Annotated in this window: 11 protein-coding genes and 2 pseudogenes; 6 read left to right on the forward strand and 7 right to left on the reverse strand. The window is 55.6% G+C overall.

All coding sequences use genetic code 11. From position 1 onward, the window contains the following. Positions 1 to 70 precede the first annotated feature (70 nt). The 3 genes and pseudogenes from ACR3E4_RS20070 to ACR3E4_RS20080 form a co-directional block, all read right to left on the reverse strand. Positions 71 to 693: pseudogene (locus ACR3E4_RS20070) on the reverse strand (IS3 family transposase); the annotation flags it as partial. 197 nt (positions 694 to 890) lie between these two features. Then, on the reverse strand, positions 891 to 3,836 hold the full coding sequence (locus ACR3E4_RS20075) for an autotransporter outer membrane beta-barrel domain-containing protein (protein ID WP_480531038.1): 2,946 nt from the start codon (positions 3,834 to 3,836) through the stop codon (positions 891 to 893). A gap of 167 nt (positions 3,837 to 4,003) precedes the next feature. After that, on the reverse strand, positions 4,004 to 5,119 hold the full coding sequence (locus tag ACR3E4_RS20080) for a TIGR03032 family protein (protein WP_480567182.1): 1,116 nt from the start codon (positions 5,117 to 5,119) through the stop codon (positions 4,004 to 4,006). Positions 5,120 to 5,937: 818 nt separating this feature from the next. Here ACR3E4_RS20080 and ACR3E4_RS20085 point away from each other — a divergent pair. Beyond that, on the forward strand, positions 5,938 to 7,167 hold the full coding sequence (locus ACR3E4_RS20085; protein WP_480531042.1) for an NAD(P)-binding domain-containing protein: 1,230 nt from the start codon (positions 5,938 to 5,940) through the stop codon (positions 7,165 to 7,167). Positions 7,168 to 7,177: 10 nt separating this feature from the next. Here ACR3E4_RS20085 and ACR3E4_RS20090 read toward each other — a convergent pair whose 3' ends face one another. Continuing rightward, positions 7,178 to 9,112 carry a BTAD domain-containing putative transcriptional regulator gene (locus tag ACR3E4_RS20090; RefSeq protein WP_480531044.1) on the reverse strand — a complete coding sequence of 645 codons (1,935 nt, stop codon included), beginning with the start codon at positions 9,110 to 9,112 and terminating at the stop codon, positions 7,178 to 7,180. Between the two features lie 194 nt (positions 9,113 to 9,306). On the opposite strand from ACR3E4_RS20090, the gene ACR3E4_RS20095 reads away from it, so the two are divergent. Then, the gene (locus ACR3E4_RS20095; RefSeq protein ID WP_480531046.1) at positions 9,307 to 9,888 is read left to right on the forward strand and encodes a GNAT family N-acetyltransferase; all 582 of its coding nucleotides are present in this window, start codon (positions 9,307 to 9,309) and stop codon (positions 9,886 to 9,888) included. A gap of 248 nt (positions 9,889 to 10,136) precedes the next feature. Here the strand turns inward: ACR3E4_RS20095 and ACR3E4_RS20100 are convergent, their stop codons facing one another. After that, positions 10,137 to 11,318, reverse strand: a complete 1,182-nt coding sequence (locus tag ACR3E4_RS20100) for a phytanoyl-CoA dioxygenase family protein (RefSeq protein WP_480531048.1) — start codon at positions 11,316 to 11,318, stop codon at positions 10,137 to 10,139. A gap of 79 nt (positions 11,319 to 11,397) precedes the next feature. On the opposite strand from ACR3E4_RS20100, the gene ACR3E4_RS20105 reads away from it, so the two are divergent. Next, entirely contained in the window at positions 11,398 to 12,417 is a 1,020-nt protein-coding gene (locus ACR3E4_RS20105; protein WP_480531050.1) for a LacI family DNA-binding transcriptional regulator, read from the forward strand. A 253-nt stretch (positions 12,418 to 12,670) separates the two neighbouring features. Here the strand turns inward: ACR3E4_RS20105 and ACR3E4_RS20110 are convergent. Then, positions 12,671 to 13,584: pseudogene (locus ACR3E4_RS20110) on the reverse strand (transposase); the annotation flags it as partial. Between the two features lie 268 nt (positions 13,585 to 13,852). Here ACR3E4_RS20110 and ACR3E4_RS20115 point away from each other — a divergent pair. Continuing rightward, positions 13,853 to 14,254: an XRE family transcriptional regulator gene (locus tag ACR3E4_RS20115; RefSeq protein ID WP_480531052.1), complete on the forward strand. Its 402-nt coding sequence runs from the start codon at positions 13,853 to 13,855 to the stop codon at positions 14,252 to 14,254. 240 nt (positions 14,255 to 14,494) lie between these two features. On the opposite strand, the gene ACR3E4_RS20120 is transcribed toward ACR3E4_RS20115, so the two are convergent. Next, positions 14,495 to 19,612: a RecQ family ATP-dependent DNA helicase gene (locus tag ACR3E4_RS20120; protein WP_480531413.1), complete on the reverse strand. Its 5,118-nt coding sequence runs from the start codon at positions 19,610 to 19,612 to the stop codon at positions 14,495 to 14,497. A gap of 828 nt (positions 19,613 to 20,440) precedes the next feature. Between ACR3E4_RS20120 and ACR3E4_RS20125 the strand changes: the two genes are divergently transcribed. Both ACR3E4_RS20125 and wrbA read left to right on the forward strand, forming a co-directional pair. Then, positions 20,441 to 21,328: a LysR family transcriptional regulator gene (locus tag ACR3E4_RS20125; protein ID WP_480531054.1), complete on the forward strand. Its 888-nt coding sequence runs from the start codon at positions 20,441 to 20,443 to the stop codon at positions 21,326 to 21,328. Between the two features lie 106 nt (positions 21,329 to 21,434). Then, entirely contained in the window at positions 21,435 to 22,058 is a 624-nt protein-coding gene (gene wrbA / locus ACR3E4_RS20130; protein WP_170596512.1) for an NAD(P)H:quinone oxidoreductase, read from the forward strand. The last annotated feature ends 35 nt before the right edge of the window (positions 22,059 to 22,093 follow it).

The raw sequence follows: 22,093 nt of genomic DNA on the forward strand, positions 1-22,093 counted from the left end.
TGGTCCAATTTGATTGTTAGTGCATGACTGGCCTTTGGTCCATTTGAACGATGGCTTCCGGGGCCGTTGGTTAATATCCCAGAGCACTGTGGGGGCTTTAGTGTTGTAGTGTTTCCTCCATTCTTCGATCAAAATCTGCGCTTCTCTTAGACTGTAGAAGATTTCTCCATTCAGGAACTCATCTCTGAACCGCGCGTTGAAGCTTTCACAGTAACCGTTCTCCCATGGGCTGCCTGGCTCGATGTATGCGGTCTTTGCTCCAACTGCATTGATCCAGTCTTGCACCGCCACGGCAATGAACTCAGGGCCATTGTCGGAGCGAATGTAGCTTGGCACACCGCGCATGATGAACAGGTCACTCAGCACGTCGATGACATCGCTTGAGTTCAGCTTTCGGTCCACTCGGATCGCCAATCACTCCCGGCTGTACTCATCGATGACGTTGAGCGTGCGGAATGCCTTTCCGTCATCCGTTCGACAATGCACGAAGTCATAGCTCCAGACGTGGTTTCGATGTTCCGGCCGCAGCCGAACACACGATCCATCATTTAACCAGAGCCGCCCCTTCTTTGGTTGTTTCATTGGCACTTTCAGCCCCTCCCGACGCCAAAGCCTTTCGACGCGCTTGTCATTCACCTGCCAGTCCGCATCTCTCAGCAAAGCCGCGATCCGGCGATAACCGTAGCGGCCATAACTGAGCAATATACGTTCATAGCGTTCAAGTATTTGCACCCGCAGCGAATGGCCGGTTTAGAGGGCCACGCAGCAGCAATTATTGAGTGGCTGAATGGCAGCTCTGGGCCGTCCTCATCTGGGCGAAACGGGCCCACCATTGTTGTGCGGCACCAGATACCAATGTCTGCTCTGGTTTAGTGGTGGGCTGGAGGGTTTCAAAAACTGATCTCGAAACCAAGTGTCCCGGTGAAGCCATTGTCGTTGGAATCGCCACCGAAACTGCTCGTGCCAGACACTTCGCCATAGAGCGTGGTTTTGTTCGCAACTGCGATCTGACCGCCAAGTGTTAACGCGGCTGTATCCTTGTTGCGTACCGTCAAAATTGTGTTCTGCCCGAAACTCACGCCCGTACTGTTGTCGAACGCATGGTAGTAATCGAGCTGCCCATAGATAAGACTTTGGATTCCAAGTTCATACTCTGCGCGCAGTCCGAGACGTGCAGTCAGCGTGTCTCCGTCAGCCAGCGACCCGGCCAAGCCGCCGCCCGTAGGATCGGCGAAACTGTCTATATCAATGTCGCTGTAAATAAATTGTGCCTGAGGGATAAGGTTCAACCCGTTTTGCAACGTGAATGCCTTGCCGACTTCGATGGAAAAACCATACCCATTGCCATCTGTGTCCTGCGCAGCGCCGCCTGTCGCGCGGGTCGCGCTGTCAAAATAGGCATAGCGCAGCTGTGTGTCGACATATGCCCGACTGTCACCCACCCAGAGCACACTTAACGTCAGATCATAGGCATCGGTTTCAACATCACCTGTGGCTAGCGGGGTAGCCACTGTCGTTGACAGGTTTGCCGCGCCGAATTCCAACCCTCCGAATATCCGCCCGCTGCCAATTTCTGCCAGCGGCAGGCCAGCGCCAATTCGCACACCGCCGCCGCTTGTATCAACGTCACGGTCCCCGCTGGTGTAGCTGTCGCGCCCGCCCTTGGCCTCGAACCAGAACAGCGGGGTATCGGTTGTACTGAGATCGCTTAGGGCACGGCTGACCGTGTTGGCACCTGTCGCCTCCGATGGATTGCTTCGTCCCAGAAGGCGGCGCAGTGCGCCGTCCAGCCGGATATGGTCACTGAACTGTTGTACTGCCCCTGCAAGGAAATCTCCGCCGGGGTTTGTGTTGATCCCGCCGGAATTGTCGAAGGGGGACAGGAAAAACTCACCGGTGGCGGCGTCGTATTCAAGTACATAGGCGACCTGGCCATCACTGATTGCCTGCTGTCCGCCGTTGGTCACGAAGTCAGCGTTCACGATCTGGAAATCGCTGCCCGTGCTGGCACCGCCGACAGTAACCAGAGTAAACACCCGCATTGCGCCGTCTCCGCTGCCGGATTTGTCGACCCTCAACCCTTGTGTCGCTCCAGCGCTGTTGCCCGTCACCTGAAGTTGATCGTTCTCACCAGTGGCTAGATTGACATCCAGCGCGATCGTGCCAGCACCCGACAAATTACCTCCCACGATCAAACGGTCACCACTATGCCCATCTGCCAAAGAAATCAGTCCATTGTTGAAGGCATTGCCGGAAATCGCAATATTGCCAGCACCGCCGGTCGCCACAAGAAACCGGCCTGTCGGATCGACAGTTAGGTCGCCGCCCATGGAGAAGCCCGCATTTGCAACGGTCACGGCGGACCCGTTGCGGATGTTCAGCGCGGCAAATCCTGCCGCCGCTTTGTTCAGGGTCAGGTCACTGCCATTGTCGGCATTCAGCGTTTCCCAGTTGGCGAATGTGAGGGTATCAAAGGTACCGGAAAATCCGTCGAAGGTTAGGTTGTCGAGCACACCGTCACCGCCATCAATCAGCGTCGCGGCACTCAGATCGGCACCGCCTTCCACGGTCACCTGATCCATACCGTCACTCAGGCGCACCGCACCGGCAACGGCTGATCCCGCGCGCAGCATGACTTGGCTGTCACCCTCGTTATTCGTGATTGCATCACCACTTGCCGAGGAGACCGATGCACCGCTCTGCAGGTCGATCACACTCAATCGACCGGCTCCGGACGACGTTTCGATCCCGGCTCCGGTTCCCCCCGTAACACTCCCTGAGACGCGCAGGGTGGACGTGCCCGAGCCTTGATTGTTCGTGCTGATCCCGGCCGCGCCACCTTGCACCGCCCCAGTGGTGGTGATCGAGAGGGTCGTACCATTACCGGAATTCTGAGCGAAGATCCCGTTGGCCGCAGTTCCCGTCACATCCGTCGCCGAGATTGTCAGTGCACCGCTCCCATTGTTGGTGGCGACCATACCGTTCAGCCCGCCAGACACCGCCCCGTTGGCGCTTATCGACAGGGAGGTACCTGCGCCGCCGGTCGATGCCGCGATTCCGTTGCCTGATCCCGTCGTGGTGTCCGAAGTCGAAATCGTCAGTGCACCGCTGCCGAGGCTCTGGGCGCTTATCCCGGTTCGGCCCTGCACCGGCCCGGAGGTGGTGATCGTCATGTCGGTCCCGGCGGCGGAGTTGTAGACTCCAATGCCAACATCGCTTCCGCTGGCACTCGCCGCCGAGATTGTCAGTGCTCCGCTGCCCAGATTGAGCGCACCAATTCCTCTCAACCCCCCGGTAACAGTTCCGGTAGAGGTGACCGTCAGATCGGTCCCGGTGTTATAGGCAAAGATACCCTCACGAACGCCGCCGCTGGCATTCACAACCGAGATCGCCAGCGCGCCGCCGCCTCTGTTATAGGCATCGATCCCATCGAGCCCGCCGGATATGGTTCCGGTGGACGTGATTGAAAGTGGTCCGTAAGAACGCGCATTTATTCCCTGCCCGGGCCCTCCACTGATGGACGACATATTGCTGTCGGTAAAGGTGATGCTGTTACCTCTGAGGCTCAGACCATTTCCCGAAGAATCCAGGCCGAACCCAGCCTGCGTCGTCACGGTCAGATCACCCGCACTGTTGAAAGTCTGACCTGTGTCGGTTGCGGAATTGACCGCTCCCGAACATTCAAAAACACCCACACTTACGAAGGCACAACTGCCCGCCTGCGCCGTTGTGCCGATCAGGTTGAGGATAGCTCCCAGGGCAAAGGCGGATATGCCCGAACAGACACTGGCCATAGCCGGTGCAAAACTTGCAGCCTGGCCTTTGAATTTCGTCATCCGGCCGCCCCGCAGCAGGCCATTGATGTGCTGGGGTCAAGATGCCTTTTTCTCTGCTCGCTTCATGCGCTTTGTGCCTCGTGACGCAATTCTTTTCTTATTCGTTCCTTTGAGGAACGGCGTGGTGCCGGTACGGCGAGATTGTGGTGAATTCTTGGTATTCTTCTCTAGGCCGGTTTCGGCAAAGTGATCAGCGTGGCCGCCTCTGATGTGCCCGGCGGAACCGCCATCGGGCACAGATGGCCGGGCAGTAATTCCAAATCATAAAGCTCGGACACGGCACCATCTATCCGGAACCAATCAACACAGGTTCTGGTTTCAAGGTCGATCACCTGAACGCCGCACCACGGCGTGCTGTCGGCGGCCTTGAGCCTCTCTTCCAACACAAGTCCTTCGAACCGCTTGTATCGCGGCTTGGACAAGCCAACAAAGGCATAACGGCCATGGATCACCAGCCCGCGAGCGAACCCCGGGCAGAACACATGCGGCACAAATCGTCCTGGGCCGTCATCATGGCCAAATTCAATCCAGCCGAGATCACCCGTTCCCGAGTTCAGCACCCAAAGCTGCCCCTCATGCAGACGCGGGGAATGGGGCATCGATAGCCCTTCACACACGATCGCCCGTTTTTCCACATCCATCACGATCCCGCCATCGGCGCGCCGATCGCGCCAGCCGTCAATCGTATCCGACCGGCTAATCGCTGTGACATAGCGCGGCCTGCCATCCTGCATCGCCAGTCCGTTCAGGTGGCAACGGTCCTCATCCACCAGCGCTGAGATAAAGGGAGGTCGCCAGACCTCGCGAAAACTGTGGCGCGCATCGGGCATGGCCAGACAGTTGTAGCGGGTGTTGACGAATATGGCCCGGCCCTCTGCGTCGATCCCAAGGTCGTGCATATCCAGCTGTCCGGTATACGCGCTTTGTCGCGGCATGAAGGCCGCGTCGAACAGGCCATTCATCCGCTCTTGCGGCTCCAGCACATTCTGCAGATTCAGGATTTGATCATCGGCAGCCAGAGACAGCCCATGCGGACCATGCCGGTGTAACCCCATGGGGCGGGTAAACCCCATCTGATGGATGTTGATCCCCCCATCCGGTTTAACACCCAACAGATACAGAAGGTTGGATTGGTAGGAAGAAATGACGAGCGACACCCCAAGAGCGTTCAATCGGGCCGCAAGGCCATTGGAAACAGAATAGTCAACTTTGCCATCGGCTTCCTGAACCGGTGGCAGTGCGTCCGCATCTCCTTGTTTCGGCCCGGGTACGACGGGTCGCACTCTATCACTGGAACTGGATGTCATCTGCTCTCTGGTTCTATTGTTCTCGGCGTTGAGATAGCAGGGCAGCGATACTTTTCCGAAATGCCGCTGCCTTGGTTGGAGACCGGCATATCCTCATCTTGCCAGCGATGAAAGACGTATAGCGATCCAATGTTTTAAGTCCTTCCGGGTCGAGTTCGCAGTGTCGGCCGCCTGCTCTCAGGCAATTGTGAAAGGCTGAGTAATATATCATCTCGATCGTGCAGCCGCGGCGAATGGCCGGATTGGTGAATAAGCTGCGCTTCCGCGACGAACGGCAGGAATGGGCTGGCAGCGGTCCTTTGGAGTATAAATGCGGATGGCTGCAAAGTCCGCGCTTCGGACCTGCGTCTGTCTTCCATCTTCGCCCGTGCAGCGAATGTCTCCTTTGACGGGCCGCATGGCGGCGACGGTGATCAAGGTCGAACGGCTGCATTGGGCCGTTGTCACACATCCCGACAAACTGACTTGTCAGCAGCTTTGTCCCGCAGACGGTGAGTTTGGTCATCTCCAAATTTTGCATACGCGGCGAACGACCGTTAAGCGGGCTGCGACTGCGGAAATCCGACGAAGTGCGCAAAGTCGGCTCTGAGCCGTCCTTGAATGTCCATTCCATCAGAACCATTCGAGGGAACCGGTTTCTTGAACCTTCCCAACTGAATCCCTGGGGCTTTGATTTAGAAATCGAATTTTTGACGGAGAATAGACGCTGATTTGCCGACGGGTGGACGATCCGCTGACAGCAGGCGTCGATGCTGCCTCCCATCAACTGAAAAATTTTGCAGGAGATTGGAGCGATGAAACACGTAAACACAGTAATTATCGGTGGTGGAACAGCGGGCCTGTCCATGGGACGATGTCTGGCCGAACACAGCGTAGATCATGTCATTCTGGAGCGGGGACAGATTGCTGAACGATGGAGGAGCGAACGTTGGGACTCCTTGCGTATGTTGACGCCGAACTGGCACAGCCGCCTGCCGCATTGGCAATACACTGGGACTGACCCGGATGGATTCATGACAATGTCCGAGTTCATTGGCCACCTCGAAGCATATGCCGAGTCCTATGATGCACCGGTCGAAACCGGCACCACGGTGAAAGACGTCCAAAAGCGATCGGATGGTCGGTTTGTAGTGACCACGAACAGAGGTATCTGGGTGGCGACTAACCTTGTGTTAGCCACTGGATTTTGCGATTTGCCACGTGTTCCGGAATTTGCTTCGGATGTGCCGCAGGATATCACTCAAATTGTCCCGGCCGAATATCGCAATCCAGCGCAAATCTCCGAAGGAGGCGTCCTGATCGTTGGGGCGTCAGCAACCGGCTTGCAAATTGGTGAAGAGCTTTTGAATGCAGTGCATGAAGTCACTCTGGCCGTTGGCACACATATCCGCGTGCCCCGTCGTTACCGCGGCCGGGACATCCTTTACTGGATGGACAGAATCGGTGCCTTTGCCGCCGAAGCCAGCCCGGCTGACGAGCGTGGCATGCCCCCACCTCAGTTGGTCGGTTCGTTGGACAATCACGATCTGGACATTGGTGTTCTGCAAGGCCAGGGGGGCCGCCTGGTTGGTCACGCGACAGGTATCAGTGGCCGGACTATGCAATTTGCACCGGACCTGGGCGAAACAATTGGAAAAGCAGACAATCAAATGTTCCAGTTACTTGAAAAAATTGACGGCTTCATTGCCGCCAATGAAATCCAGGCACCTATGGATAAACCAGGTGCTATTCGTCCAATCGACATTCCCGCAGCACCCCAATCCTTGAACCTGGATGCCGAGAAAATCCGCACCATCGTATGGGCGACTGGTTATGTGCGCCGATATCCGTGGCTTCGGATACCTGTGCTGGATTCGCATGGTGAGATCTTGCACGAGAACGGTATCACCCCGGTAGGCGGGCTGTATGTTCTGGGAATGCGGTTCCAAAGGACCAAAGGGTCGAACATCGTGGATGGTGTTGGCCGGGACGCTGAATACCTGACCGAGCATCTGTTAAGGCGCAAAACCGTTCAGGCGGCGTAAGTCGAAATAGCTAAGGCAGCGCCATCCGAAGCGTGTTGAGGATCAAGGCCCGATCCTCAACACGTTCGTAGGGTAGGGTGTCCGTAAATGCCTGGACATCGAATTCAGGTGAAGTTCGGTGAAGGGCATCCAAAGCTCTTTGTCGAGTATCTTGATCCGCAACATTCGTGCTGGCGACAATGGTGTAAACCAGATCGTCGATACGCGGACGAGCGATCTGTTGAAGAACGTCGAGAGCGTCGGCATAGAGACCCTGGTGAACCAGTGCGCGGGCAAGGTGGCTCCAATACCGCTGGGGATGGTAAGGGTTCAGTTTCAAGGACTGCCGAACCCATCTCTCGCCTTCTTCAGCGTCACCGGCAAAGGTCAGCAACTCGCCCATCGCACAGATTGACCGATCGTCATTGGGATTCAGAAACAGTGCCCGCCGCTGATGCCAGAGCGCGCGTTGTAAGTTGCCACGAGACAGGCTCACTTGAGCCAGAACCCGGTGGCATTCGCTTTCATCCTCGTCGAGCTCAAGCCCTCGTTCGGCAGCAGCTTCTGCAAGATCAACGAGTTCGGGCACATCACCCAGGTTGTGAACCATGGCCTGACCGTATCCGCAGGCCAGCCAAGCATGGGCAATCGCGTAATTCGGATCACGCTTTATTGCCAGATCAAAACATTCAATGCAGGCCTGACAATCTTTGGCAGTGAACAAATGGTGGTGATATTTTCCGCGCAAAAGGATGTCGTAGGCATCCAGTCTTTCGACGGGCACCGATCGCACCTGTTTCAGGCGCGCAGTTTCAACACGGCCAACCAGCGTGACTACCAAAGTTGAAACAATTTCATTCTGCAATTCGAACACATCTTTCAGCGGTCGGTCATATGTTTCGGCCCAGACAGTAAGACTCCGCTCGCAATCCGTAAGCTGAACAGTAATCCGTGCGATAGTATCGGATCGGCGAACGCTGCCGCGTACAAGATAATGCGCGCCCAACGCGGTAGCCATCTCGGCTTCGGGAACATCGTTGCCACGATAGGCAAAGGACGAGCCGCGCGAAATCACCTGAAGATCGTGGAACCGGGAAAGTGCGGTTGTGAGATCCTCGGTGATGCCGTCGGCAAAATAAAGGTTTACTTCCCCGGACAGGTTGTCGAAAGGCAGTACAGCAACTACAGGGGCCGACGAATTGTCCAGGCCAAGGTGCAATTCAACGACCTCGTCTTGCCCTGCGTTCAACAGCCCATCCCTGATCTGTTGAAGCAGCACTTTTGTTTCTGTTTCGGGCTCAACACCGAGTTCACGGTCGAGGGTTTCTTCGCACAACTGGAATTGTCTCAAAGCGTCCGTCCGGCGATTGGTCCGTGCCAACAGCGACATAAGCCCTCGGTGAGCGGACTCACACAGAGCGTCCATCTGGAGCCGCTTCCGAAAGGCATCCTCAGCCGCTTCCCAACTCCCTTGCTGCACGAGCAGATCAGCCAAATGACCAATGGCAGAGCAGGCGTGGGTACGGATTTGCATACGGGTGTCGCGCAGCCAGTCTTCAAAAGCAGGTGATCGCACCTGGATATTTTCCAGAAGGTCTCCCTCATAAAGCTTCAGGCAGGCTGCCAGCTTAAATTGGTCATTGCTGATCGCCCCCGATAGAAATTCCGCGATGTCAGAAGCGCAGTCTTGCCAGTCGAGCGCAACCAGATCCCCGTCAGTAACTATTACAGGCCCGCAAGACTGCCGAATGCTTGACAGAGCTTGTCGCAAATTGTGGCGCGCGCGCTCATCGCCCAGATTGCCCCAAAGGAGATCCGCCAAGTGGTCACGGTTGTGAGGAGTGTTCCGCTCTATTGCCAGATAGCCCAATAGCGCCTGGGCCTTTTTCGAGGTCGGCGTCAGGATACGATTTTTGGAAGATACCTCAAAATTACCCAGAACTTTCAGATTTATCCGATCGATCATGATCGGAGTATATGTGAGATTCTCTTGTAGGGAATGAGCTTTCTATGCGGGTCTGACCTCGTTCTGCATAGGAACAAGATCCGCGAAAGGTCAGTGGCAGCTTAGTGCCGAGGCGCTTATGTCGAACGCGTTAGAACCGTTACACTGGTTCGGGTACACGGGCCAACGTCATGACCCAACCCCTGGAGGAATGAATGATTGAGATGAAACCACCGCTGCGACTGGCCACGGAGTCGGGTGCATCTCAGCTCACTGATCTCGTGAATTATGCGGGAGAGGGGCTACCTTATTACATCCGGACGAGTCTTGCGGAAGATGGCCAAGATCCTTGGGAAATCGGCCGCGCACGACAGGCCGAAAAGGCGTGTGACGGTCAGATTGTCGTGGTGGATCTCGGAAGTGGAGCGGTTGCGAGCTTGACCGGCTACAAGATCGGGGCGGCACCGATGGAGATAGGCGAGGATTTCCCGGCTCTGTTTCGGCCATTGCAGGAATTGGAGAACCAAGCGCTCGAAAGCTGGTATGTGAATGTTCTGGCGTGCTATCCCGAACACCGCGGTCAGGGCTATGGGTCACGCTTGCTGGATTTGGCGGACGAAATCGCTCGGGCCGAGGGCTTAACCAGGATGAGCGTCATCGTGGCCGAAGACAACATCGGCGCGCGGCGTCTGTATGAACGAAAGGGATACAAAGAGGTCGCTCAAGCCCCGTGTCTGAAAGAAGATTGGGAAACAGATACCGAGCGTTGGGTGCTTCTGACGAAATCGCTCTCGTGATTACGGTCCTTTTTGGAGCCGCGCTGACGACTTTCCCAGACACCGTATTTGTGCAACCGCAGTGAAAGGCAGCTTTGAAGGGCTGCACCGCAGCGAAGGTGACCAGGGTCGAACGGCAGGAATGGGCCGTCCTCGTGGTATGCATCTACACCCCACCGGCCACAGCGTTGGCAAGGAGCTCGATACGAGTAAAGGCAGATTGTGAAGACAACTACGGCTTTTAAGTTTTGTTGCCTTGCTCGACGGTCCTAAGCTCGGCGTGCTTGACCCATCTGATCGAGCCGGTCGGCGAAGTCATGCTCCCCGATCCCCTCAGCCAATGCGCGCCGAAAGAAGGCGGCTTGGGTTTCTGGAGCGAGGCCGTTTGTCGGCGGATCGCGATCAAGGTTGGTCGGGAACGAGTATCCTTCGGCAGTCGCGGCAATTGCGGCGGATAGCTCAGCTGCATTGAGCGCGCCTTCCTGTTTGGCCCGAACCGCGTGTGGATACAGGAGCTTGCACATCTTATCCCGGTCAACTGTCTCCATTGCGCGACCGAAGGCCGATGACACCTGCAGAAGGTTTACGAAGCGATGAATGTCATGGCTCGTGTTCGCACCCGCCGCGTGAAACAACGCGGGCGAGAAGAAAACCGCATCCCCTTTGGCCAATGGCAGTTGCACATGGCGGTCTTCGAAAAGCGCACGAAAGTCGTCCCGGCGCCATGCGGCATAACCCGGACGATAGGCTTGCGAGAAGGGTAGCAGTTTGGTCGGTCCGCTTTCCAAAGGCATGTCACAATGTGCAACAGCGCCCTGAAGCGTCAGAATTGGCGAGATGTCGTGGACATGCGCAGGATAAGACGCGCTGACGTCTGCGGTTTGAAATCCGAGGTGATAGTCGCGATGAGCCTGCTGAGCTGCTCCACCGGGATGCACGAGGTTTACCTGCGATGTCATCTGATAACTCGGCCCCAGCCAAGCTTCGCAAACTGCCGCGATAGACGTGTTTGCGAAGTAGTTCAGAAACTCCTCGGGTGAGGCTTCACAGAGCTTTTGAAGCGAGTTCCAGATCCGATCGTTCGCTCCCGAAGCAGCAAAATGATCGCCTGCGCCCCCAGTGCCCTGCTTCTCTTTCGCGATAATGTCTTCGTAGATGCGGGTTGCCTTATCGAGAACCGCCGTATCGGCATAGGCTCCCTTCAAAGCCACGACGCCGGCTCCGGAGCGCAGGACCTGTGCCCATTCCGTCATAATCCCGCGTCGGGTGCGGTCATCGTCGAGCGCCGAACGCAGGTTCGCCATGTCGTAAATCGGTATATTTCTTTCAATTGCGGCCGCATGTGGCACCTGCTCGCTGCGTGTCGCCTGATTTATGAGTGCCGTGAACTCTCCCAGATCACAGGTGTCGGGGTCGTAGTAGGCGATGGTGTTGTCGATCGTATCTTTCATGATGGCTCCTCTCTTTCCTCGATCAGGATATGGCCTCGCGGATTGATTTGGATGCCGAAACAAATCAAAAATACATCAAATGACACACCGCTTTCCCATCAAAGAGATCGCGCGGCAGGCTGGTCTGGGCACTGCCACCGTCGACCGGGTTCTCAATGGCCGGGCCCATGTGAGCCCGCAGGCAAAGCTGCGCGTTTCGGCTGCGGTCGAAGAGTTGATGGTCCAGGAAACCCAGCTTGCGGCCCGTGGCCGGCGTCTGTTCTTCGACTTTGTGGTCGAGGCACCAACTCGCTTCAGCCGCGAGGTGAAGGCGGCAGCCGAGGCGATCCTTCCGCAGATTGGAACCGCCGTGTGCCGTCCGCGATTTCTGTTGCAGGACATTATGGAAGAAGATGAGGTCGTTGCGGCGTTCAGGCGGATCATGAAACGCGGTAGCCATGGTGTCTGCCTCAAGGCCCGGGACACGAGCAAGATCAGAGACGCCGTCAAAATGCTTGCCGAGGCTGGTATTCCTGTGGTCACCCTCGTCACCGATATCGGCGGCACCGACCGGCATGCCTATGTCGGATTGGACAATGCAGGCGCCGGACGCACTGCCGCTTACCTGATCTCGAAGGTGCTTGGGAACGAGGCGGGGCAGGTTTTGGCCACGCGCAGTCACGAACGCTTTCTGGGGGAAGAAGAGCGCGAAGCCTCCTTCACCGAAACATTGGCGGGCCTGCGGCCAGAGCTGCAGATTGTCGCGATCCAAGGCGGCAGCGGCGTCGACTTTGAAACGACAAAGCACCTGACGACGGCTCTGGACAGCTTGCACAATCTACGCGCGGTCTACTCAATGGGGGGTGGCAACCAATCAATCCTCCGCACTTTGGAAGACAATGGACTTCGGCCGAAAGTCTACGTGGCCCACGACCTTGATCGGGAGAATCGAGAGCTGATTTTGGACGAACGCGTCGACTTCGTCCTGCACCACGACCTGAGACAGGATATCGGACATGCCTTTGATGCCTTCCTAGCCTACCACCGGTTCCGCAACGATCTTGGAGAGGTGCCAATCTCCACCGTTCAGGTGCTTACGCCCGAGAACGTTCCACGGTGAATTCTTCTGAGCGGAGTTAGCACTCTCTCGCATAGAGAACGACATCACCGCATCTATTGGCAACAACTGATCAATCCCGCAGACTGTTAGTGCGTGTAGTTCCTGACTTTGCGCGTGCAGCGAATGACCGAAATTTGGACTTCGACTGCAGAATACTAGTAGCTTGCCGAAGGTCTCTTAACGCCGTAGTCTTTGATAAGAAATGTCCAAATGACAAGTTTGGGTATTGGGACCGGCGAGATCATCTGCGCTGATCTGACGACGGACACGTCGTACAAAGCTTCCAAGCGATGATGTAACGGCTGTAATCATCCAAAATCGTACTGAGATAGAACCAGCCCCAGCCGATCACCTTGAGATAGGTAAAGTCGGTCTGCCAGAGCTGGTTCGGTCGTGTCGTTTTGTCCCTGAACTCATCCGCAGTGGACAAAATCACATAAGCCGGGCTGGTGATGAGATCGTAGGACTTGAGGATGCGATAGACAGAAGCCTCTGACACAAAATACTTTTCCGTGTCAGTGAAGCGAACAGCCAACTCACGCGGAGAAAGCTCACTTTCCTTCAGAGCCAGGTCCTTGATCTTCTCACGCATTAGCTGCGGAATACGGTTCCAGACCCGTGATGGCTTGGGACTGCGATCCTCAAGCGCCTCAGAACCACCCGATAGATACTGGTCATACCAGCGATAGAAGGTGGTCTTCGGGATGCCCAGCTTTTCCAAAGTGCGCTTGGTCGGGAGATGCGAACCTTCGACGAGGCGGATGATCTCCAGCTTTTCAGATGCAGGATACCTCATTCGCCGTCGTCCCCATCCGCGATCATGCTTTTTTTGAGCAACCGCAGTTCAAGAGCCTGTTCGGCAACTACTTCCTTCAGATCTCGCGCCTCGCGGCGCAGATCTTTGACCTCGGTCGATGTCGCTGCTCGGGCCGTGTCGCCTGCCAGACGTTTTTTGCCGGCTTCCAGGAATTCCTTGGACCAGCTGTAGTAGAGGCTCTGTGCAATGCCCTCACGACGGCACAGCTCTGAAATACTGTCTTCGCCCTTCAGGCCGTCCAGCACAATCCTGATCTTCTCTTCTGCTGAATATTGCTTACGCGTGGCGCGGCGGATGTCTTTTACAACTTTCTCACCGTGGCTCTGCTTGGTTCCGGGTTTCTTTCTCATCTCCACTCCTTGGCGGTTACGATGAGCCAGAAACCCTCTCTTATCAAATCGACCTAAACTGTCCCATTGGCGCTGACGTCAGACACTATGGAACGGTAAAAAAGACCGCAATTTTTCCGCCCGGATAGATCGACCCAGTTAGAATGAGTTGTTGCCAATCGGCTAAACATTTTATTTGATTCATTTTTTCCCTCCGCAATTTCCCATTCTCACCGTCGCTATATCAAAGACATGCAGCGCTTGCTGCATCACTTCTGAGAGGATAGCGATGACCAAGAAACCACACGAAAAAACAAGGTTGGCAAAATACGTCGAGCGCAGGGTGCTCGAATTGAAACCGACCAAGAGCCAGGCTGAGATTGCCGCCCTGGCCGGCTATGTGAACCAGAACATGATCACGATGATCAAGCAGGGTAGCTCCAAAGTGGCGCTCGATCGCGTCCCGGCGCTGTCGGTTGCGCTTGAGGCGGACCCTGCTTTCGTGATGCAGCTCGCTCTGGAGCAGGCAATTGGTCGGACGGCAGCTGAAGCAGTCGTGGAGGTATTCGGGGAGCCCGTCACGGCAAATGAAGTTGGCTGGCTGCAAGCGATCCGTGAGGCTTCCAACAATACCGATCCAAGGCTGACGAGCAGGTCCCAGGCTGCGATCAACGCGATCTTCGGGAGATAAAAACCATGTGTGATAAGACTGACGATTTGACCCCTAACGAACGCGCCTGGCTGCGCTTCCTGCGCGATGTTAGCAATGAAAGTGATCCCGGCATTACTTTGCACCGGGTGCAGTTACTTCGGCGTCTATGCGGGCCTCAGGCGGCTCGATGAAAATCCATAGCATAACGGCGGTGAGGAATGATTGAAGTGCTGAGCTTCGTTGGATCCCTCTGGAGGCATGAAAACTGTTGGTGATGTCCTAGTTGACGGACACGAAAACGAGCTCCGGCAAAACCACCTCCCATGTATCGCGGCGGAGAGTGTGCTGGAAGGCTTCACCTGAGTCTTCCTTTCGCCATGTAAGGATAGCGGCGACTTCACCCCGATCAAACCTGGTATTTGGCGGGGGTGTGAAGGATTTGGACATGCGGCTCAGCACTTGCCCTTTTTCGTTGTGTAGCAACCAGCGGTCGCCGTCCTTTACCAATAACACTGCATCGCCGACGCGTGCCGCATTAACAGCACTCAGAGAAGAGTGGCCTGGATGCAGGCGTCCAGCATAGGAAAGATCAACCACCCGCGCCTCAGCCGCCTGAAAAAAACGACGGGGACCAGGCAACGCGTTCATGTCAGGCGTCACGCTACGGGTGAGAACTGAAGGTGCTCCTGTTGGTAGGTATTCATGGTTGTCGTTGCTCATTACTACAAGGCTGCGGCGGGCACGTGTCATAGCCACATAGAACAGTCGACGGGGTGCGTCCTGATCTTCGGATCGCGAGGGCCGCTCCCACCCGCCATCGAGTATAACTACATCGTCAAATTCCAGGCCTTTTGCGCGGTGGGCCGTCAGCAGCTTTAACCCTCTTTGTTCATCCCAGCTATCACGGGACCATTCCGCGAACCATTCGACAATGTCTGGGACGGGTAGGCTGCGCGATCCAACCTCGCGTGCCAGTAGGCCCAGTCCTTCACCAATACGATCGGTCCAGCGCGAATGCGAAAGTGTGTTCAGCACTTCGGTCAACTGATTGATCGAGTAAAGCTCTGAGGGTGTCTCGCGTAGGGCTTTGACAAACGTCTGCATCTCGCGCATCCGCCATAGGCTAGGCATGTTTTCGTTAGCCATTTCAACCGGTATCCCGAGGTTTTCGGCAAAATCGCGCACCGGTATCAGCTTTCGCCAATCGCGCGAGATAATCGCGGCGCGTGACCATGTCCAATCGGGGTCGAGACGAGAGAGGCGGATCAACTCGTCTAGTGCGGCCATAGCCTGCTCTTCATTACCGGCGGGGCACTCAAGGATCTGCACACGGCCCTGAGCTACTGGATCCAATCTGGCCAGAGATCCACCAGCGTCAGCCTTCGTCCGGGCCTGATCTACGGTAATATCATGGCCAAGTTTCATGCGCGCGGCGGCACCTGCGATCACGGCGTTGGCGGTGGCGACGATATGACGGGTAGAGCGGTAGTTCTCGGTTAAGAAAACCGGTTTTGCGGCGTAGTCCTGTTCAAACTGGCGGATGTAGCGGATCGATGCACCAGAGAAAGCATAAATATTCTGGTCGTCATCACCCACGGCAAAGAGACTGAGTCGCAGATCGGGATCATCCAAAGTTCTCCCTGCCACAGCAGCGATCAGCGCGTATTCATCTGGACCGATATCCTGATATTCATCCACTAAAATCCAGCGATACCCCTGTATCAGTGTTTCACGCAGCGCCTCGGCCTCTTGCTTGCTTAGACCGTCACCCTGTAGCAGTGCTGCGGCCTTTTGCAATAGACCTTTGAAATCGGGGATGTCAGCTGTTTGAATGCCCGCGAAACTAGCTCCGATCAGGCGCATAGCCAGTGAATGCACCGTTGAGACGGTTACTAAGGTTGAGTCATCTCCAACTAACCGGCGTAGGCGTTCACGTATTTCAGCGGCTGCGTGACGGTTGTAGGCCAGCACGAGGATACCGCGGGGATCCTCGCGTTTGATGCGCAGCAGATAAGCGACGCGATGAACCAGGACTCGTGTTTTCCCCGAGCCTGGTCCTGCCAGCACAAGGACGTTGGTTTGTTCCCGGTTGTCACGCACAATTTTTTGCTGCACCGGATTGCCCAGGTTGTCGACAATTGCCTTATAGGTGGCACCAGTGGCCTGACGCCGGAATTCGGTCCCGCGCCCCGGCATCCATCGGCGCATGAAGGCGTCTTGCTCCAGCACGAAATAGTCGTCGGACAAGCGCTGCGCTGTCTCAATGTTTTCCAGTCCTTTTTCCGCGTAGGCTGCCATCACATGGGTTTGGATGGTCTGTTCGTCATAGTGTTCCTCGAGTGGTGCGAAATGCTGGACGGTGAAACCACCGCCTTTGGAGCCAAGATGCACCGTCATGGCAGGGCGAAAGATGGACAGTCCGCGTCCCAGCGTAACCACCTGCTGTTCATGCATCCACAAAAGTGCTCGGTCCATTAAGCGGTTTGGGTCTTTGATGCTGGTGCGCAAAAGCGTGTCGCCGGTAATCGTGGACAGCATCGCTCCCAGAGTGGTCTCGACCTGAATGTCCTTGCCGTGCGTGCTTTTCGGCACCAGGGTCAGAAGATGCGCCAGAAGGCGTTGTGCACCCTGATGGCGCAATTCTGCGGTTTGAGCGACAAAGCGCCAAGACTGTTGAAGTCGCACAAGGATGCTACCGTGCACTGATTTACGCAGAGAAAGGTTGCCACGCCCTCCCTCCGTATCACGTCCATCCTGTGCCATACCGCGCAGCAGGGTCTCCACCAGATCCGGACGCACCTCGCCATGGCCGCGTTTTCGCAATTCCTGACAGGCAATGGAGAGGTTGAGCGGAATCGGTTCAGCCTGATCGGCATCTGGGGCCATTTCGCGCATCACGGCGATTAGGTCTTCTTCTAGTCGTGCGGCCCGATCCAGGCGGGCTTGCGATGCGTCGGTCACCCCATAGTGCACAAAAATGGTTATATTGGTGTCGTCGCTGGCAATTCCAATCGCCTCCAGATCGGTCAGCGCTTTGCGCAACTCAGCGGAGGAGAGTCCGCTAGTTCCTGCTAATTCGTCGGTGGAAACACCTTCTCCCACTGGTGTGTTTACGATATGGCGCACTATTGCCAGCAGTTGTTTGCGCCGAGTGCCCGAGATATCTGCCTTTTCCAACAACGCGGCTGCGGTATTCACATCGCGCACGAGTAAGGAGGCGGGGAAGACTTGCACGCTGTTTTCTTCACGCCGCAACAGGCTCGCCTCCTCGAGCCAAGCAATAGCTGTTTTTACGCGCGTGTCTTCAGTGTTGTTATCGCGCAGAAATTCAAAGTCCTTTTCTTCTCGCACAATCTCGCCCGGAGTGGCGACGATCTTACCTTCGTCTCGAGTGCGCATATCCAAGCGACGTAGCGCTTTAAGGATGGCACCTATTTCATGCCGCGCAAGGCGGGAGCGGGCCGAAAGGCTGAATTGGCGTTCAACATCCTCTATGTTGAACAATAACACGCAGCTAGCGGGGTCGCGGTCGCGTCCCGCGCGTCCTGCCTCTTGTAAGTAGTTCTCCAACGAGCCTGGCACGTCGCCGTGGACTACTAGGCGGATGTCAGGTTTGTCGATGCCCATGCCAAAGGCGTTGGTCGCAGCAATCACGCGCAATTCGCCGGTCCGGAATTGTTCTTGGATCTCATGCTTTTCTTCGGGAGGTAGGCCAGCGTGAAAACGTTCGGCGCTGACACCCTGTTGTTTCAGGAATTCGGCCACGCGTTCTGTCGCACCTCGGGTCCCGCAATAGACAACGGCTCCGGAGACGCCAGAGGCGGGCAAGCCCTGCTCGATCGCGTTCAGAATATCTGCGAGTTTCGTCGCGCGCTGGGTTTCACGCACCGAAAAAGAAAGGTTCGTGCGCGACGCACCACCGTCCAGCAGGATCAGATCCTGATCCAGTCGTGTTTTGAAATGCTCTCTTATATCGCGCACTACCTCGGGTTTGGCAGTGGCGGTAAGGCAAAGTATCGGAGCGGGGGCATCGCCGGAGTTTTCTTTGATGAAGCGGCTGACGTAGCGGTAATCGGGCCTAAAATCATGGCCCCATTTTGAGATGCAATGTGCTTCGTCTAGCACCCAAAGGCCAATTTCGCGTTGTGTCAGAGCGCTGCGAACTGACTTGTTGCGAAGCTGTTCGGGTGAAATCATCAAGATCGCAGCATCACCCATGCGCACTTTGTCCAGAGCGTCGTGACGTTCAGGCAGCGACAGAAGGCCGTTGATCGTGACGGCGGAGGATATCCCGGCTCTCGCCAGGCCCTGCACCTGATCTGCCATGAGTGCGACTAGCGGTGAGATAACGACGGTTAGCGCACCGGTCTTGTCGAACCGTGAAAGGGCTGGAATCTGATAGCAGACTGACTTGCCAGTTCCGGTCGGAAGGATGCCCAGAACGCTTTTGCCTGCCATCGCTTCAGCCACAATGCGTTCCTGCAAGGGTTGACCAAATTCGTCCACGGGTTCGGGTCTGAAGGACGGAAAGCCGAACCAGCGATCCAGCGCCCTTTTAGGATCGTTGTGTTCGACACACCATTGGCAAGAGTCCTCATTACAAGCAGCTTCTCGCAAGTGACGCACAATCAGAGAAGCTTCGCGGAATTGCATGCGAACCCAGGGAGGCATGACGCTGTCGCCGCCAGCAACAGAAATCCACGACAAGGCATAGGCCAAAGGCCAGGCAAGGTTCGGGTTTTCCATCCGGCTAAGAGTCTGTTCGAGCCGATGCAAGCAGACTTGTCCAGCCAAAAGGCGGCGAACGGCGTCAAAGGCTTCTTGTTTATTGGGTCTGCTAGTGCAACGCAAAGCAGTAAAAAGTGCGTCAAACCCTCCGCTGCGTGGGGGGCGTGTGGCAAGGAAATGATAGGCTGTCAGCGCATCCGGGGTCGTTGTGTTTAGCTTGGCGAACGCCTCGATCTGGTTTTGCAGAACCTCGAAGACCAGACGTACATCCTTTTCGGGATCGTTGACATGACCCGATTGCAACCGTCCGTCGTGATAGTGTTTGACTAAATGGTGATAGGGGTTGCGCGGGAAGGCCAAAGGATTGAGCCAGAGTGTGTCGATTGGTGCCTCTGCCAAGGCGGCAAAGCGGGGCGCAGCAGCGGCTAGGTGGGGCAGGTCGTGGTGCAAGATGTTGTGGCCGATGACACTGTCGAAACCTTTACAATATGTGTCGAGTTGCGTCAGTGCTGAGGCGGAGCTGCTTTTTTCAACTAGAGCCGGTCGGGAGTCATCGTTCGTTGTGGCAGCGAATGCGAATATCCGAGCGGATTTAGGATCCACTTCCAGGTCAATCGATACACAGCGCTCAAGAAAGCGCGAAATGTCCACCTGACCGTTCGTTATCATTGCTCGCCAAATTTTCTCTTTTAGTGTCTCCTTGATAGCTACCGGATTATAGACAAAAGAGAAGGTGCGTTTCAAATTGCTCTTCGCAATGTGGATTCCCCGCACTCCTCAATGGTTTCATAAGGTTGACAAAGGTTTACATCAGCCCCTCGCGGGACCGACGGATGTAAACCTTTCGACCTCAAAAACACCCCAAAATCAGGCCAAAGGTTTACACTAAGTTTACATTAAGTTGACAGATCCGGACCGAAATCGGGATTTTTCCGGAGAAATGTAAACCTTTGAATCAGACAAACCCATAAAAACAACGGTTCTCGGAAAACACATATCCGAAGACAGGCCAGAAAAGCGCGCACAGCGACGAAACACAGGCCAGACGACCCAGACACACATAAGAGAACGGACGTAACTCAGGCCTGCTCACAACGCTCCTGAGAGAGAACCACATTGAGAGCGAAAGCACACCTCTATGCCAGGCAGTGTATTGAGCTACTCCGGAGAGTAGAAACCGACGATTGCTAATAGTGGGGATTAGTCGTGAAAAGTGAGCTGCACCGTATAGAGGCTGACTGTGCCTAGATATGCAAAGTAGTGCTAGGTCCGTCCTAAAAGCTGGTAATTTAATAGGGAGGCTGGTGACGGGAGATTGTAGGGAGGAGCTCTCAGAACCGAAAACTGTTCCCGAGCTCAAGTTCACAGGTGTGGTGGATGCTCCGCAAACAGAATTGAACTGGATCAGCTCGACCTGAAAGAATGTGAGTTTGGGCATGTCGTAGACTCGATCTATCGCGTAACACATCAAAAGCAGCTTTTTCGAAGGGTGATAACTTGGACAAACTGTCAGTGATGCAAGCTTTTCGCCGTATCGTTGAACGCGGTAGTTTTGCCCGTGCGGCGGAAGACCTTGGTGTTTCTCCCGCGCTTCTCAGCAGAGAAATCAAGCTTCTGGAAGAAAGTCTGGGAACCGTCCTGCTCACCAGAACGACCCGATCCATGTCACTGACTGACACCGGCAGTCTCTATTACCAAGATGCAATTGGAATTCTCGACGCGGTTGAAAAAACGGAACAGACCATCAGGGAAGGTTCAAAAGCGGTGCGTGGGCACCTTCGGGTGAATGCGTCAAGTTCCTTCGGCCAAACCGTTATCGCACCGATGCTTCCAGAGTTTTTGAAAACCTATCCAGATCTGCGATTTACTCTTTCGATGGACGACAAGGTGATCGATATGGTCGAGGGCGGGTTCGATCTGTCGATACGAATTCGAGCCGCGATGCCGGATTCGGCCCTTGTTGCGCGACGGATCGGCGTGATGCGACAGCGGATTTTTGCGTCTCCTGACTATTTGGAGCGATGTGGGACGCCGACCCAGCCGGCGGATCTGAAAAACCACGCGATCATCGGCTTTTTGCTTGCTGATCATTTGACGAGCTGGAAGCTCTCGGCCGCCAACGGTGTCACAGCATTAGAGCTTGATCCGCGCGTGCGGGTTGGCAATAGCCTCGTTTTGCGCGATCTGCTGATAGCGGGGCAAGGTATTGGAACCCTGCCTAAGTTCGTTTCTGATGCTCCTGAAGCTAGCGGGGCTTTGGTGAGAGTTCTTCCTGACCACGAATTGCCCGCGCCAGAAGTATTCGCCGTTACAGCATCTCGCTTGGGAATGGACGCCAAGGTTACAGCCTTTCTTGATCATCTGCGCCTGGCTCTCAGGTCCTGACATTATTCAATACAGGTAAAGAGTGATGTCAAAGAGCGTGCCTTAATTGGCGGCGCAACAAAATCCATTCTCTCAGGGAACAAGTCACAGCCCTGAGAGGTATCCTATGTCACGTATTCTCGTTCTCTACTATTCAAGCTATGGCCACGTCCGCACATTGGCCGATGCCGAAGCTAAAGGCGCCAGAAGTGTTCCCGGCACTGAAGTTGACGTTCGGCGTGTGCCCGAAACCGTCCCTGAAGAGGTCCGTCAGCAGGCTGGCTATGTCGTAGATGATACACCTGCCGCCTTGCCGACCGATCTGGAAAACTATGATGCAATCATCATTGGAACACCGACCCGATTTGGCATGATGGCTGGCCAAATGAAGTCCTTCCTTGACCAGGCGGGAGGGCTTTGGGCCAGGAATGCACTGGTTGGTAAGGTCGGGGCGGTCTTTGCATCAACAGGTTCGCAACATGGCGGGCACGAGGCCACCCTTCTGACAACGCAAGTCCCTCTTCAACACTTTGGGATGCTGATTGCCGGAATGCCCTACACATTTGCTGGCCAGACTACATCAGAAGATATCATTGGCGGCGCACCATATGGTGCCGGAACGATCGCCGGTGCTGATGGTTCCCGCACGCCTACCGAAACTGACCTTGCCGGAGCGCGGTTCCAGGGCGCTCATGTTGCAAGGATTGCAGCGTGCCTCGTTGGATCAAACCTCCAAGCGGAAGCCGCGTAACCCGCGCGCCTCTGACGTCTCACTCAAATTCTCAA

The organism is Ruegeria sp. AP11, from assembly GCF_056535865.1.